Source organism: Pseudomonas sp. B6001, from assembly GCF_013386015.1.
In the GTDB taxonomy this organism is placed as follows: domain Bacteria; phylum Pseudomonadota; class Gammaproteobacteria; order Pseudomonadales; family Pseudomonadaceae; genus Aquipseudomonas.
On the sequence record NZ_JACAOX010000008.1, the window covers coordinates 115,752 to 129,184 of the forward strand.

The 13,433-nt window shown below is 61.4% G+C and carries 16 protein-coding genes; 13 read left to right on the forward strand and 3 right to left on the reverse strand.

From position 1 onward, the window contains the following. Nucleotides 1-7 precede the first annotated feature (7 nt). Both HX821_RS10650 and HX821_RS10655 read left to right on the forward strand, forming a co-directional pair. On the forward strand, nt 8-316 hold the full coding sequence (locus tag HX821_RS10650; protein ID WP_177035719.1) for an RcnB family protein: 309 nt from the start codon (nt 8-10) through the stop codon (nt 314-316). Between the two features lie 153 nt (nt 317-469). Then, entirely contained in the window at nt 470-1,663 is a 1,194-nt protein-coding gene (locus HX821_RS10655) for an MFS transporter (protein WP_177035720.1), read from the forward strand. Nucleotides 1,664-1,753: 90 nt separating this feature from the next. Here HX821_RS10655 and HX821_RS10660 read toward each other — a convergent pair whose 3' ends face one another. From HX821_RS10660 to HX821_RS10670, 3 genes are all read right to left on the reverse strand, one after another. Continuing rightward, nucleotides 1,754-2,023: a DUF1652 domain-containing protein gene (locus tag HX821_RS10660; protein WP_003211585.1), complete on the reverse strand. Its 270-nt coding sequence runs from the start codon at nt 2,021-2,023 to the stop codon at nt 1,754-1,756. Nucleotides 2,024-2,034: 11 nt separating this feature from the next. After that, on the reverse strand, nt 2,035-2,286 hold the full coding sequence (locus tag HX821_RS10665) for a CsbD family protein (RefSeq protein WP_003211583.1): 252 nt from the start codon (nt 2,284-2,286) through the stop codon (nt 2,035-2,037). Between the two features lie 132 nt (nt 2,287-2,418). Beyond that, nucleotides 2,419-3,915, reverse strand: a complete 1,497-nt coding sequence (locus tag HX821_RS10670) for a PAS domain S-box protein (RefSeq protein WP_003211582.1) — start codon at nt 3,913-3,915, stop codon at nt 2,419-2,421. Between the two features lie 175 nt (nt 3,916-4,090). On the opposite strand from HX821_RS10670, the gene HX821_RS10675 reads away from it, so the two are divergent. From HX821_RS10675 to HX821_RS10725, 11 genes are all read left to right on the forward strand, one after another. Further along, nucleotides 4,091-5,059: a hypothetical protein gene (locus tag HX821_RS10675; RefSeq protein ID WP_003211580.1), complete on the forward strand. Its 969-nt coding sequence runs from the start codon at nt 4,091-4,093 to the stop codon at nt 5,057-5,059. A 113-nt stretch (nt 5,060-5,172) separates the two neighbouring features. After that, nucleotides 5,173-5,976 carry an AraC family transcriptional regulator gene (locus tag HX821_RS10680; RefSeq protein WP_003211578.1) on the forward strand — a complete coding sequence of 268 codons (804 nt, stop codon included), beginning with the start codon at nt 5,173-5,175 and terminating at the stop codon, nt 5,974-5,976. A 133-nt stretch (nt 5,977-6,109) separates the two neighbouring features. Next, the gene (locus tag HX821_RS10685) at nt 6,110-6,928 is read left to right on the forward strand and encodes an ABC transporter ATP-binding protein (protein ID WP_177035721.1); all 819 of its coding nucleotides are present in this window, start codon (nt 6,110-6,112) and stop codon (nt 6,926-6,928) included. Beyond that, complete coding sequence (locus HX821_RS10690; RefSeq protein ID WP_008435867.1) at nt 6,925-7,689, forward strand: ABC transporter permease; 765 nt, start codon at nt 6,925-6,927, stop codon at nt 7,687-7,689. Before HX821_RS10685 ends, HX821_RS10690 begins: the two co-directional genes overlap by 4 nt. Before the next feature lie 25 nt (nt 7,690-7,714). Further along, complete coding sequence (locus tag HX821_RS10695) at nt 7,715-8,755, forward strand: ABC transporter substrate-binding protein (protein ID WP_008435866.1); 1,041 nt, start codon at nt 7,715-7,717, stop codon at nt 8,753-8,755. Next, complete coding sequence (locus HX821_RS10700; RefSeq protein WP_177035722.1) at nt 8,752-9,636, forward strand: PhzF family phenazine biosynthesis protein; 885 nt, start codon at nt 8,752-8,754, stop codon at nt 9,634-9,636. Before HX821_RS10695 ends, HX821_RS10700 begins: the two co-directional genes overlap by 4 nt. Beyond that, on the forward strand, nt 9,633-10,088 hold the full coding sequence (locus tag HX821_RS10705) for a RidA family protein (protein ID WP_102604868.1): 456 nt from the start codon (nt 9,633-9,635) through the stop codon (nt 10,086-10,088). Before HX821_RS10700 ends, HX821_RS10705 begins: the two co-directional genes overlap by 4 nt. A gap of 232 nt (nt 10,089-10,320) precedes the next feature. After that, nucleotides 10,321-10,941 carry a hypothetical protein gene (locus tag HX821_RS10710; protein ID WP_023658938.1) on the forward strand — a complete coding sequence of 207 codons (621 nt, stop codon included), beginning with the start codon at nt 10,321-10,323 and terminating at the stop codon, nt 10,939-10,941. Nucleotides 10,942-10,963: 22 nt separating this feature from the next. Continuing rightward, entirely contained in the window at nt 10,964-11,305 is a 342-nt protein-coding gene (locus tag HX821_RS10715) for an FKBP-type peptidyl-prolyl cis-trans isomerase (RefSeq protein WP_177035723.1), read from the forward strand. Nucleotides 11,306-11,317: 12 nt separating this feature from the next. Beyond that, nucleotides 11,318-11,920 (forward strand): GNAT family N-acetyltransferase, encoded by a 603-nt coding sequence (locus tag HX821_RS10720; RefSeq protein ID WP_177035724.1) that lies wholly within the window; start codon nt 11,318-11,320, stop codon nt 11,918-11,920. A 580-nt stretch (nt 11,921-12,500) separates the two neighbouring features. Beyond that, nucleotides 12,501-13,217: an MgtC/SapB family protein gene (locus HX821_RS10725; RefSeq protein ID WP_003211562.1), complete on the forward strand. Its 717-nt coding sequence runs from the start codon at nt 12,501-12,503 to the stop codon at nt 13,215-13,217. The last annotated feature ends 216 nt before the right edge of the window (nt 13,218-13,433 follow it).

A 13,433-nucleotide genomic window follows, 5' to 3' on the forward strand; every position in this document is an offset into this window, starting at 1 on the left:
AGTGCCCATGAAGTCCAAATCCCTTGTTGCCTGCCTGCTGGTTGCCGCGAGCCTCTCTGCCGCGAGTCTCACCGTCCAGGCCGCAGATACCCCGCAAAAAACCGTGCAGCCTTCGAATATCAATACCCGCGACCTCAAGACGGGAGACCGCGCGCCAGACATTCTGATGCGTAAGGAGTCGGCCATTGCCGACTGGAAGAAACGTGGCCTGAAGCAGCCGGAAGAAGACAGCCAGTGGGCTCGAGTGAACGACAAGTACGTATTGCTCAAAACCACCAACGGCACGATTCTCGACATCATCCCCGTTAAAAAATAAAGCGTTCGGCGGGATGGGTGATCGCGCTTCATCCCGCTGGATTTGATTTTTGCATAAATGCATAAACCAGCATTTTTTTCTTCTTGTTTTGCGTTAAGGTACGTCCGCTGCGGGCCGCAATGGTCCCTTTACCTTGACCGGAATGAGAGCAGGATGCTTGCCACAATAAGAAATTACCCGCGTACCGTGAACCTGTTGTTGTCGGCCACGCTGATCCTCACCCTGGCCAAAGCCATCACCTTTCCGTACCTGGTGATCTACCTCACCAACCACTTTGCCCTCGACATCAGCCAGGTCGGCCTGGTGATCGGCAGCTCGCTGATCGTCGGCTCGCTGCTGAGTGTCTACGGCGGTTTCCTGGTAGACCGCATCGACAGCTATAGGCTATTGCTCAGCTTGAGTGTGGTGTTTGCCCTGGGGTTTATCGGCACGGTGCTGGCCCGGGAAATCTGGTCGTTCTACAGCTGCCTGATCCTGATCAACCTGGCGTACGCGGTGATCGACATCGCGATCAAGTCCGGGTTTGCCAGCCTGTTGCCGGAAGATGAGCGCAGCGAAGCGTTTTCCATCAAGTACACCCTGACCAATATCGGCTATGCCGTAGGGCCGTTTTTTGGCGCGATGGTGGCCAAGCTCGATATCAGCTTGCCGTTTATCCTGTCGGCGGTCCTGGGCTTCGGGTTTTTCCTGCTGTACTGGCGTTGGGGCGACCGCACGCTGGCCACGGTAGACACCACGCAAAAGCCGGTGTCGTTCCTCGCGGTGGGGCGTGTATTGCTGCGGGATCACCGACTGGTGTGCTTCACCGTCGGCGGCCTGCTCAGTGCCGTGGTGTTCGGCCAGTTCACCGCGTACCTGTCGCAGTACCTGGTGACCACCACTACCGCCGAATACACCTACACCATCATCAGCGCGGTACTCACCACCAACGCGGTGTTGGTGATTGCCCTGCAATACGCGATTGGCCGGCGCATTTCCCACCGCTACCTGAGCCAGTGGCTGATCTTCGGCCTGGGCATGTTCATGCTGGGGGTGATTGGCTTTGCCCTGGCGAGCAACGTGTGGTGGTGGATCCTGGCGATGGCGATTTTCACCGTGGGCGAAATCGTGGTGTTTCCGGCCGAGTACATGTTCATCGACCGCATCGCCCCGGACAACCTGCGGGGCATGTACTACGGGGCGCAAAACCTCTCCAACCTCGGTGCTGCCCTGGGGCCGGTGCTGTGCGGGCTGGTGCTGGCCAACCTGCCGGCCCACTACATGTTCTACATGTTGGCAGCGTTCATTGTCGGGGGAGGGGTGTTCTATTTTATCGGGGCGTCGTTGAAAGCCCGCGACCTACTGTAGGAGCACGCTTGCTCACGAAGGTCGTTAACGATAACGCGCCACGCCTGAATGAACGCGGTGCCTGGGCGTTTTTCGCGAGCAAGCCTGCTCCTACAAAGGGCGCAGCGGCAGGTCATCCAGCCTGAGTTTACCGACGGTGTTGCTCTGCAATTCGTACCGCAACTCGTCGACCATCTTTTCCACTTCCTGCGGGGTCTGCAGCTTGTTGACGCTGATCCCGGTGACCACCAAATCCACCCGGCCGCTTTCGGCGTCGAAGACCTTGAGCGTCAACGACGCGTCACGGCACAGGGTGAATTCGCAGGTCAGGGGCGACAGGGCCTCTTCGATGCAGTTGCGCAGTTGGGAGAGCGTAAACATCAGGGTTCTCCTCAGCGACGACGCAGCAACAGGCCCAGCAGCAGGCCGACACCGGCGACGATCGCAACCGTTGCCAGGGGTTTTTGCTTGGCGAAATCGCCGACGGTGTCCAGCGCGTCACCGTAGGTTTGCTGCAACTGGCCAGCGGCCTGGCGAGCTACACCCTCGGCCTGGAGACGTTCGTCACCGGTCAGATCACCCAGAAAACCTTGAGCCTTGCCGGCCACTTTTTCGACGGCGCCTTTGACTTGTTCGCTTTTCATGATGGATTCCTTAAAGGGCATGACATCTCAACGGCACAGGACCCGAAGCCCTGTGCCCACCCTTCAAGGTTAAGCAGTGCACCCCCGCGCAATAAGGCGAATTTGCACCGGTCGCACTAGTGCATTTGCACTCTATTTCGGCTTTTTAACCCGCAACTCACCGGCAAACAGCCCGCGCTCACGGGCCCACACGATGGCTGCACTACGGCTATGCACCCCCAGTTTGGAGTACACCGTGGCCACATGGTTACGCACGGTGTTGGGTGCCAGTTTCAGGCGCGAAGCGATTTCCTTGTCGGCCAGGCCTTCGCAAATCAACCCCAGTACGTCGCGCTCGCGGGCGGTCAGGTCGGTAAAGGAAATGTTCGGTACATTGGGGCTGTTGACGCTCTTGGCGTTGGCCAGTTTTTCAATCAGCGTCTGGCTGAACCATGAGGCGTCCTGCATCACTTCCTCGATCGCGGCCACCAGTTCCAGCTCGGAGCGCTTGCGTTCGGTGATGTTCATCAGCACCAGCAGGTAGCAGGGCACATCCTGGATACTGACGGTGTCGGCAGACAGCACACAGTCGATCAGCTCATTGCCTTTCTTGCGGATCTTCAGGTCGAGGCCGTCGAGGTTGCCGGCTTTTTCCAGGGTGGTGAACAGTTGCGTGCAGGCCTGGGGGCTGTCGATAAAGTCGATGTCTTCGATGGATTTGCCGATCAGTTCTTCACTGGTATAGCCGGTGATGGTCATGAAGGCTTCGTTGATATCCACCACCTGGCGGTTGGCGGCGTTGCACACCAGGGTCGGCACCGGCGTCAGGCGGAACGACTTGGCGAAGCGTTCCTCGCTCTGACGCAGGGCGGTTTCGGCCTTGCGGCGAGGCTCCAGGTCGGTGAAGGAAAACAGCATGCAGTCTTCCTCATTCATGTCCAGCGGCTGGCCGGCCACGATCACCAGTTTGCTGCCGCCTTCGGGCAGTTTCAGTTCGGCTTGCATCTGTGGAATGGTCGCGCCTTCGCCCAGGCGCTTGACGGCCAGGTCCTTGTTTTCGGCCTGTTCCAGCACGTCCAGTTCATACACCGAGTGGCCGATCACCTGGTCGCGGTTGTAGCCGGTCATCTCCAGGAAGCCCTGGTTGACCTTGATGTAGCGCAGGTCGCTCAGGCGGCAAATCACCGCCGGCGCCGGGTTGGCATTGAAGGTCTTTTCGAAGCGCTGTTCGGCGCTGGCCCATTCGGTGGCGTCGCTCAGGATCAACACCAGCAATTCCGGCTCGCCCGACGCGTCGTCGAGCACCAGGCTGCGCAGGCGATGCACCCAGACTTTTTCCTCGTCGCCGGTGGGGGTGACTTCCACCACCACATCGCTGAACTCTTCACCGTCTGCCACCCGGCTCAGAGGATAATTCTCCAGCACCAACGGGTGGTTGTTGCGATACCGCAAGGCAAAGCGCGCGGCGTATTCCTTGGTGTTGGCACCCAGGTCTTCGACTTTATCCACGCCATGCATCAGCAGCGCGGCTTCATTGGCCCAGAGTATGGTCTGGTCGGCCTCGGCGAGGATCACCCCATCGGACAAGCCGGAGATGATCTGCTGCAGTTGGCGGCGGTTGGTTTCTTTGGCGAGGACGGCCTGGCTCATGGTTTCTCCTGGGGTAAGTCGCATGGGAAGTACGACACCTGAGGCTCAGGATAGTGCAGAGAAAGTGCCCGGCGCGGGGTGCGAATGCACCAGTGCGCCTAGTGCAATTGTGTCGAGACCGCAGGGCAGGTGCCTCGCCAAACTGGCCACCTACCCACTGTTCAAAGGATTTAACATGACCACTGTCTATGAAACCAACCGTTCGCTGTTTCGTGTGTCCTGGGGCTCGGTATTGGCCGGTAGTGCAATTGCCCTGGTGACCTATCTGGTATTGAGCGTACTCGGCACCGCGATTGGCGCCAGCGCGATAGACCCGATGGCCGCGGGTAACCCGCTGAGTGGTTTCGGCACCGGTGCCGGGATCTGGCTGTTTGTCTCGACGCTGCTGGCAATCGGTGCCGGTGCATTCGTGGCCGGGCGTACTGCGCCGGATCGCGGCGGCCTGCACGGCGTGCTGAGCTGGACCATCACCACCTTGCTCACCACCTGGCTGCTGGCCGCGCTGGCCACCAGCGTTGTGGGAGCGGCGGGCAATGTCGTCGGCAAGGGCCTGTCGGCTGCCGGCAGCGGGATCGCTGCCGTGGCGCCGGGTATCAGCGACAGCGTCAAGCAGCAACTGAATGAGCAGGGCATCAAGCTGGACTGGAACAGCCTGCAAGGTCAGCTCGACACACTGCTCAAGCAGAGCGGCAAACCTGAACTGGACCCGGCCAACGTTGAGCAAAAAGCCGATCAGGCGGCTGCGGACGGCAAGCAGTCGGCCAACGATGCCGCGACCAACCCAGCCCAGGCTGGTGATGAATTGAAGCAGTGGTTCGAGCGGGTCAAGGCTTCCGGTGAGCCGGCGTTGAACGCGGCGGACAAGCAGGCACTGGTCAATATTGTTGCGGCCCGTACCGGCAAGAGCCAGGCTGAGGCCACCCAGATTGTCGACAACTACGCCCAGGCCTACCAGCAGGCCGTGCAGAAGGTCGACGAACTGAAGCAACAGGCTGAACAGAAAGCCCGTGAAGCCGGTGAAGTCGCGGCCAAGCAACTGTCCCGTGCTGCGTGGAGCACCTTGTTGATGTTGCTGCTGGGCGCAGCGTTGAGCTTCGGCGTGGGTCGCCTGGCGATTTCCACCCGTCGTGTACCGTTGGCCTGATCATGACCTGAGGTGATCTATGTGGCGAGGGAGCAAGCTCCCTCGCCACGATGCTTCGCTGGCACCAAACATGCTAGTGTCAGCACTCCAACATCCACTGGCAGTGCCTGGCGATGCGCGACATCTACAGCGTCTTCAACTCCAACGGCGCCTATGAAACCGGGGCCCATGCCCACGACGAATTCATGCTGATGGTGCCCGAGCACGGCCTGTTGCGTTTCAAGGATGAGGAAAGCGGGCGCACCACCTCGGTGATCGACCGCCAGTTCGTACTGGTGCCGCCGCAATCCAGCCATTCCTCCTCGTCACTCACCGCCAGCCAGGGCCACGTGGCGTTCTACGTCGACCCCGACTACATGCACTACGCCTTGCGTGACCTGTCCGGTGACGCCAACCGCTTGCTGCGCGTGCCCACCCTGGGCATCTGGCAAACCTCCGCGCCGTTGCACCATCTGCTCCTGGCAAAAAAAGCCTTCAGCCAACCCGACCTGTACATCGACCGCCGCCGCCAGGTGGCCCAGGCCGATCACTTGCTGCTGCTCGAATGCCTGGCGATTTCCCTCAGCCAGCCGAGCCTGCAACGCTCATCTACCGAGCGCCACGGCGCCATGCTGGTGCGTGACGTCAAGGCGTACGTGGAAGGCAACCTCGAACATGCGCCGGGGCTGGATGAAATCGCCGAGACGTTTCACATGTCGCGCCGCCATCTGACCCGGCTGTTCGCGCTGCACACCGGCGAGACGGTGCTGGCGTACGTCCAGCGCCTGCGCCTGGAGCGCGCGCAGACGTTGTTGCGGCACACCCGCATGTCGGTGCTGGAGATCGCCAATAACGTCGGCTATGAGTCACCGTCACACCTGGCCCATGTGTTTCGCCGGGTGCTGGGCGTGTCGCCGGATGAGTGGCGCCGCGGCTGATACCGCCTCAACGTTTTTGATGTCCCGATCCCGCGCATGATCCGGCCCGATCCCGTGCGCCGCAAATCCGTCATCCGTTCATCCTCACCCCGTCAACAACAAACAAGTCCGGCCTACCGGACGAGGAGGGGCGGTGAGTGTAAAACCCTTTATCAGCTTCGCAGGGGTGCAAAAAAGCTTCAAAGTCGAGGGCCGCCAGTTTGTGGCCGTGCGCAACGTATCGCTTGAAGTTCAGCGGGGCGAAATCATCACCCTGGTCGGCCCTTCGGGGTGCGGCAAGTCCACCTTGCTCAACATGACCGCCGGGCTCTTCGGCCCCACGGAGGGCCAGGTGCATTACGACGGCGCCGAGGTCAAGGGCGTCAACACCCATGTCGGCTACATGACCCAGGCCGACCACTTGCTGCCGTGGCGCACCGTGGCCGGCAACATCGCCGTGCCGCTGCAAATCCGCCGCATGCCCAAGTCTCAAATCGACAGCCGCGTCGAGGAGCTGATGGCGCTGGTGGGCCTCACCGGTTTTGGCGAAAGCTACCCCAACCAGCTTTCCGGCGGCATGCGCAAACGCGCGGCCATGGCGCGCTTGATGGCCAGCGACCCGGAAACCCTGCTGATGGACGAACCCTTCGGCGCCCTTGATGCGCAGATGCGCCTGACCCTGCAGACCGAACTCTTGCGCCTGTGCCGCAAGCTCAACAAGACCGTGCTGTTCGTCACCCACGATGTCGATGAAGCCATCGCGCTGGCGGACCGCTGCGTGGTGTTCGCCGGTCGCCCGGGCACCATCGATCATGTGCTCGATATTCCCTTGGGCGGTGAACGCAACCTGGTGCAATTGCGCTCTGACCCACGCTACGTGGAACTCTGCGCCGCCCTCTGGAAACGCCTGGCGCCCGACGTCGCCGGTGCTGCCGATCCCGCCTCATTGGCTCACTCGCTGGAGGTCGTATGATCCAGGTCTATCGCTTGCTGTTCCTGATTTTCCTGCTGGTGTTCTGGGAGTGTGTCTCCCGCTGGTTCGGCGTGGAATTTTTCATCAGCCGGCCTTCGGCGGTGGCGCAGAGCCTGTGGAAAATCCTCATGAACGGGGTGTTCTTCTACCACGCCGGCATCACCACCCTGGAAGCCGTGCTGGGCTTCTTCTTCGGCTCCCTCGCAGGCTTGATCGCCGGTTTGGTGCTGGGCCGCGCCAAGCTGCTGGCGGATATTCTCGACCCGTTCCTGACCGCCTTCTACAGCTTGCCGAAAGTCGCGCTGGCGCCGCTGTTCATCCTCTGGTTCGGCATCGGCTTGCCGATGAAAGTCATCCTGACCGCGGCCGTGGTGTTCTTCCTGGTGTTCCTCAACACCTACAGCGGCGTGCGCAACGTGTCCCGCGAGCAACTGACCATCCTGCGCCTGATGGGCGCCAAGGAGCGCGACCTGCTGACCATGGTGGTCATCCCGTCCGCTTTCACCTGGGTATTCACCGGCCTGCGCCTGTCGGTGCCCTATGCGCTGATCGGCGCGCTGGTGGGCGAGATCATCGCCGCCAACCGGGGCCTGGGCTACCTGCTCTCGGATGCAGCCTCGCAGTTCGATACCGCCGGTGTATTTGCCGCACTGGTGGGCATCATCGCCCTCGCGCTGATCCTGAACACGGCGGTGAAGCTGGCCGAACGCAAGTTGATGCCGTGGAAGGCCAACGAAGCGGAACGTGAAGTTGCGGTTTAACCCCTTATTTTTGTGGAGCTTGATCATGTTCAAACCACTGTTCATCGCCAGCGTTTTACTCGCTTCATGCCTGCCCGCCGCGCAGGCCCGGGACCTGACTAAAGTCACCCTGGCGTTCCCCAGCGAAGGCTTCCTCTATGTGCCGATCTACGTCGCGCAGAAGCAAGGCTACTTCGCCGATGAAGGCCTGAATGTGGACGTCATCGTATTCCAGAAAGGCGGCTCGGCAGCACTCACCGCCGTGCTGGGGCGTGATGCGGATGCGTACGTCGGCCTGCCCGCCGTCGCGGTGCGCGCCCGCACCAAAGGCCAGAATGTCCAGGCATTCGCCGCCGTGCAGACCCAGTTCGGCAGCACCGTGGTGATCGACGGTGCCTCGGCGCAAAAGGCCGGCGTGTCGGCCACCTCATCCCTGGCCGCCCGTGCCCAGGCCCTCAAGGGCTTGAAGATCGGCGTCACTGGCCCTGGCAGCACCACCGACATGCTGGTGCGCTACCTGGCCAAGGATGCGGGGCTCAACCCGGACAAAGACTTCACCATCATGCCCATCGGCGGCGCGCCAAACATGCTCGCGGCGTTTTCCCAGGGCAGCATCAACGGCTTCTCGCTGTCGCCACCCACCATCACCACCGCCGAGAAGCAAGGCGGCTTTGTGTTGATGGACCTGGCCAAGGGCGAATACAAACCCCTGGACGGCTTCCTCTTCACTGCGATGATTGCCCGTGAAGACTGGCTGGCCAGCAACAAGGTCACGGCCGAAAAAATGGTCCGCGCCCTGTGGCGTGCCGAACACCTGATTGCCAGCGACCCGGACAAGGCCCGCGAGTCGGTGCGCCCGTATTTCGCCAACACCGACGCCGCCATTTTCAATGCTGCCTGGACCGCTTCGCTGCCGTCCTACCCGGCCACGCCGCGCATCGAGAAAGACGGCGTTGAGAAAAACATCCGCTTCATGAACGCTGTGGAGAGCGACCCGGTCGAACTCGACCCGCAGCAGGTCTACACCAACTCCATCGTCGACGCCGTGGCGCCGACTGTTTCCACCCTTCAGGGAGAGGCGAAATGACGCCCGAGGTTCACCTGGTCAATGTTTTTCCCGCCACCGCCCGTGGCGGCAACCCCGCGCCAACCGTGGCCGTCGCCGATGGCATGAGCGATGCCGACATGCAGCAAGTCGCCCGCGACTATGGCCATGAGTGCGGCTTCGTGTTCGCCGCACCGGTTGGCAGCGAGTTCGATTTTGCCTTGCGCTTCTGGGTGCCCAACCACGAGATGGAAATGTGCGGCCACGCCACCGTGGGAGCGGTGTGGCTGCTGGATCGGTTGGGCAGGCTGCACAAGGACCGCCTGACGTTATCGACCCTGAGCGGTCCGGTGGATGCGCGGATCACCGCTGCGGGCACCCCGGATATCCAGGTGGAAATCAGCCAGCCCAAGGGCCAGGTCGAGGCGTTGAACGATGCCGAAGTCGAGGCCGAGATTCTGTCGGTGCTCGGCATCACTTCCAACGAACTGGCACCGCTGCCGATCCAGAACGCTTGCACCAGCCGGGTGAAAACCCTGATCGCGCTGAAAAGCGTGGCGGTACTGGATAGCCTGAAACCGGATTACCGGCGGATGCGGCAACTGTGCGAGCGCATCGGCTCCACCGGTTTGTACCCCTATGCGCCATCGGATCTGGAAGGGCGACAGTTTGATGCGCGGCAGTTTCCCAAGTCCTCGGGTTACCCGGAAGACGCCGCCACCGGCATCGCGGCTGCCGCGTTGGCGTTTGGCTTGTTGGAGAATGGCCTGGTGACGGCAGATGATCGCCCGGTGCACATCCGCCAGGGCCGGGCCATGGGCCGACCTTCGCAAATCTCCCTGCGGTTTCGCCGGGATGCAGCGGGGCAGGTGCAAGGTTGCTGGCTGGGTGGGCATGTGGAATTTGTCGAGGAACCGGCATGAGCGTGCGCGAAAAACTGCAAGCCCTCGGGCTGGAGTTACCCGAAGCGCCGAGCCCCAAGGGGGACTACGTGCCGGTGACGATTCATGGAGGCGTGGCGTATGTCAGCGGGCAGGTTTGTCGGCAGGGTGACAGCGTGATTACCGGGCCGGTGACGGATCAGACCTCTACGGAGTTGGTCAACGAAGCAGGGCAGACCTGTGTGCTGCGGGCCTTGAGCGTGCTGGACCAGGCGGTAGGGCTGGAGAACGTCGAGCGCATCCTGTTCGTTCGCGGGTTTGTGTTTGGCGGGGAAGGTTTCCAGGGCTTCTCCAAGGTGGTCGACGGCGCGTCGCAACTGTTGATTGAGCTGTTTGGCGAGCACGGCCGGCATGCGCGTTCGGCGGTGGGCGTGGCGGGATTACCCAGCAACGGCCTGCTGGAACTGGAACTGACGGCGGTCGTCACTGCCTGAACCACCCACCAAAATGTGGCGAGGGAGCTTGCTCCCGCTGGGCTGCGCAGCCGCCCCAAAACCGATGATCGCAGTGCCTCGGGCATACCGCGTCAACCGGTTCGGGAGCGCTTCGCGCTCCAGCGGGAGCAAGCTCCCTCGCCACAGGATTCGTGTTGCTTTCACCTCTGCAGGAACCCCGGCGAACGAGTAAACTGCCCGCCTTTTATTCTCACGACGAGACGGTGAGCTTTTGAACGCAGGAAAAACCGCAGGGCTGTTGCTGCTCACCGCCTTATTGGCGGGATGCGGCACCTCGCCACCCCGCACCCCCAACGACATCTGCGGCATCTTCCGCGAAAAAGACGATTGGTACGACGCCGCCAAGGTGACCCAGGCGCGCTGGGGCGTGCCGATCCAGGTGCCGTTCGCGATCATGTATCAGGAATCGGGCTTCCGGCAGGACGCCAAGACCCCACGCAAGTACCTGCTGTGGATCATCCCCTGGGGTCGTGTGTCTACGGCCTCCGGCTACGCCCAGGCCAAGGACGAAGTGTGGAGCGACTACCAGAAAAGCACCGGACGCTACGGCGCCAGCCGGCAGGACTTTGACGACGCCATCGACTTTGTCGGCTGGTACATGGACAAGACCTACACCATTAACGGCGTATACAAATACGATGCCTACGGCCAGTACCTGAATTACCACGAAGGCTGGGGCGGTTACCGGCAGCGTACCTACGCGAGCAAAGCCTGGCTGATGCCGGTGGCGGGGAAGGTGCAGGCGCGTTCGCAGATGTATGCGGCGCAATATGCGGGCTGCAAGAATGATCTGGGGCGTGGGTTCTGGAGCCGGTTCTGGCATTGGCTGTGACTTTGGATAGCGGGAGAGCACGATGAGCACCGAACTGGAAATCACCGACATCCGCCTCGGCGACGGCAAAACCGTGGTCAAAGGCGCCCTGATCACCACGCAATACACCGGCACTCTGGAAGACGGCACGGTGTTCGACTCCTCATGGGAACGCGGCAAGCCGTTTCAGTGCGTGATCGGCACCGGTCGCGTCATCAAGGGCTGGGACCAGGGGCTGATGTGCATGAAAGTTGGCGGCATTCGCACGTTGTTCGTGCCGGCGCACCTGGCCTACGGCGAGCGCTCGATGGGGGCGCATATCACGCCCAACAGTAATTTGCGGTTTGAGATTGAGTTGCTGGAAGTACTGACGCGGGATGATTGAGGGGCGGTGAACATGGATGTTGTTGAAGCAGGGGAGTTGCCGCGCAGTTCGATAGCGGGCATTCGGGTGGTTGAGCTGACCCTTGAGGATGAAGCCGAGTTGCAGCGCTTTTTCGAAGCAGCCCCGGAATATTTTCTCGCGGTCAACGGTGAGCCAGCCACACCCACGGAGGCTCGGGATGAGTTGACTCTTGAACTGCCCGACACCTGGAGCTACACGCGGATGTATTGGATTGGCTACCGCAATGCCGAAGGGCAGTTGGTTGCGGTGGTGAATGTGGCGTCGGATCTGTTGGCGGTCGGGGTTTGGCATATCGGGTTGCTGTTGGTGGCCACGCCGTTGCATGGCAGCGGTTTTGCGCGGCAGTTGCATGCCGATTTCCAGGATTGGGTAGTGAGCCTGGGCGCACGCTGGTTGCGGCTGACGCTGGTGGTGGGGAACGTCAAGGCTGAGCGGTTCTGGCCCCGGCTTGGGTATGTTCAGGTGCGGACTCGGGATGGCATCGAGATGGGGCGGCAGGTGAATCGGGTTTCCATTCAGGTGAAGGCGTTGGCGGGTGGGGCGATCAATGAGTATTTGGCGCTGGTGGAGCGTGATCGACCGTCTTCTGCGTAGCAGCTGTCGAGCCTGGGAGAGGCTGCATTCGGCGACTCGGTGGAGTGTCTGGCTTGATGATCGCAGTGCGGCCGACGCAGCCTCGCTTGGGCTCGACAGCTGCTACGGGGGGGAGAGCTGCGCAGTGGTGCGTACCTGAACCCTCCCTGAAGAACCTGCCCAAACCCATCGGGTAAATTTTCCTACGGTTTACTCTCATTAATTCGGAGCGTAAGCTTCGCGCGTTTTCATCAATAGCGGAGACCCTCAGTGGGTACTTGTTCGAGTGACAGTCGTCGGCCGGTCTCGATAACCGGCACATACTTGGCAAGATAACGCGCATTTTTCCGATGCCGTTGTCTCGCCCAGAAGCGAGAAGCGGCATTTCGATGGCGGCCAGTCCTGGCCCGATTCCGAATTCCCTCTCATCGACGCTAACAGTACGTGATGCCTTGCATCGCGGTACTGCGGACGCGCCTGTCGTTTGCGACGGGCGGGCCTGTCCTGTCGTGCCCGTGACTCAATCACGGCCCAGGATGGTCGTACCTGGCCGAAGGTTTCCTCGCGTAAGTTTGGCTGGTAATGAATAGGGAAGACGCCTATGCAAGCAATCAACAACATCAACCTCAACTCGCTGATCGACACGCTGGTCAGCCTCACCGCGGCCTTCATTCTCGGTGGCCTGATCGGGTTTGAGCGTCAGTACCGCCAGCGCACGGCGGGGCTGCGCACCAACGTGCTGGTGGCGGTGGGAGCGGCGATTTTCGTCGACATGGCCAACCGCCTGGGCGGCGCCGAAGGGGCGGTGCGGGTCGTGGCCTATGTGGTCTCGGGCATCGGTTTTCTCGGTGCCGGTGTGATCATGCGTGAAGAAGGCAACGTGCGCGGCCTGAATACTGCGGCCACGCTCTGGGCGTCGGCGGCGGTGGGTGCCTGTGCCGGTGCCGACCTGATCCTCGAAGCGCTGCTCGGTACGCTGTTTGTGCTGGCGGCCAACACGCTGCTGCGCCCGATCGTCAATAACATCAACCGCCAGCCACTGGACGTGGTGTCGGCCGAGGTGACCAACATTCTGTATGTGGTGGCCCGGCGTACTCAGCAGAAGGCGGTATTGGCCTTGCTCGAAGCCGAACTTGCTCGCTGCAACTACCCGGCCAGTGATGTGGACGTACGTCCCTTTGGTCCTGAAGAGGTGGAAATCGAGGCGACGCTGGCCGTGACCTCGGTAGACGGTGACGAACTGGATGCGCTGGTGGCGCGTATTTCCACTTCAGCCCTCGTGGTGCAAGCGTTCTGGAGTCCGAGTACCACCGACTAGGCCGCCTTGGCGCCCCCGGGACCGGCTCTTTACTATGCTTATGGTGAGGAAAAGTCCTACATACAGCTGGGACTATCCCTTCAGTTGTTACGCCGTTCCATTGGTAAGGTTGCGCGCTTGCGACTAGCCAGGCACGCAGGTGCCGCCTACCTAGGGTTATGCGCTGTTCAAATGGAGGGACCCGACTGCTGCTTGTAGGACTGTTCAGTTCCGTTC

Coding starts and splice junctions, on each gene's coding strand:
- HX821_RS10690 (WP_008435867.1), top strand. CDS start 6,925: ATGATCCAGGTCTATCGCTTGCTGTTCCTGATTTTCCTGCTGGTGTTC.
- HX821_RS10670 (WP_003211582.1), bottom strand. CDS start 3,915: ATGAGCCAGGCCGTCCTCGCCAAAGAAACCAACCGCCGCCAACTGCAG.
- HX821_RS10725 (WP_003211562.1), top strand. CDS start 12,501: ATGCAAGCAATCAACAACATCAACCTCAACTCGCTGATCGACACGCTG.
- HX821_RS10660 (WP_003211585.1), bottom strand. CDS start 2,023: ATGTTTACGCTCTCCCAACTGCGCAACTGCATCGAAGAGGCCCTGTCG.
- HX821_RS10675 (WP_003211580.1), top strand. CDS start 4,091: ATGACCACTGTCTATGAAACCAACCGTTCGCTGTTTCGTGTGTCCTGG.
- HX821_RS10720 (WP_177035724.1), top strand. CDS start 11,318: ATGGATGTTGTTGAAGCAGGGGAGTTGCCGCGCAGTTCGATAGCGGGC.
- HX821_RS10695 (WP_008435866.1), top strand. CDS start 7,715: ATGTTCAAACCACTGTTCATCGCCAGCGTTTTACTCGCTTCATGCCTG.
- HX821_RS10715 (WP_177035723.1), top strand. CDS start 10,964: ATGAGCACCGAACTGGAAATCACCGACATCCGCCTCGGCGACGGCAAA.
- HX821_RS10705 (WP_102604868.1), top strand. CDS start 9,633: ATGAGCGTGCGCGAAAAACTGCAAGCCCTCGGGCTGGAGTTACCCGAA.
- HX821_RS10680 (WP_003211578.1), top strand. CDS start 5,173: ATGCGCGACATCTACAGCGTCTTCAACTCCAACGGCGCCTATGAAACC.
- HX821_RS10650 (WP_177035719.1), top strand. CDS start 8: ATGAAGTCCAAATCCCTTGTTGCCTGCCTGCTGGTTGCCGCGAGCCTC.
- HX821_RS10665 (WP_003211583.1), bottom strand. CDS start 2,286: ATGAAAAGCGAACAAGTCAAAGGCGCCGTCGAAAAAGTGGCCGGCAAG.
- HX821_RS10700 (WP_177035722.1), top strand. CDS start 8,752: ATGACGCCCGAGGTTCACCTGGTCAATGTTTTTCCCGCCACCGCCCGT.
- HX821_RS10655 (WP_177035720.1), top strand. CDS start 470: ATGCTTGCCACAATAAGAAATTACCCGCGTACCGTGAACCTGTTGTTG.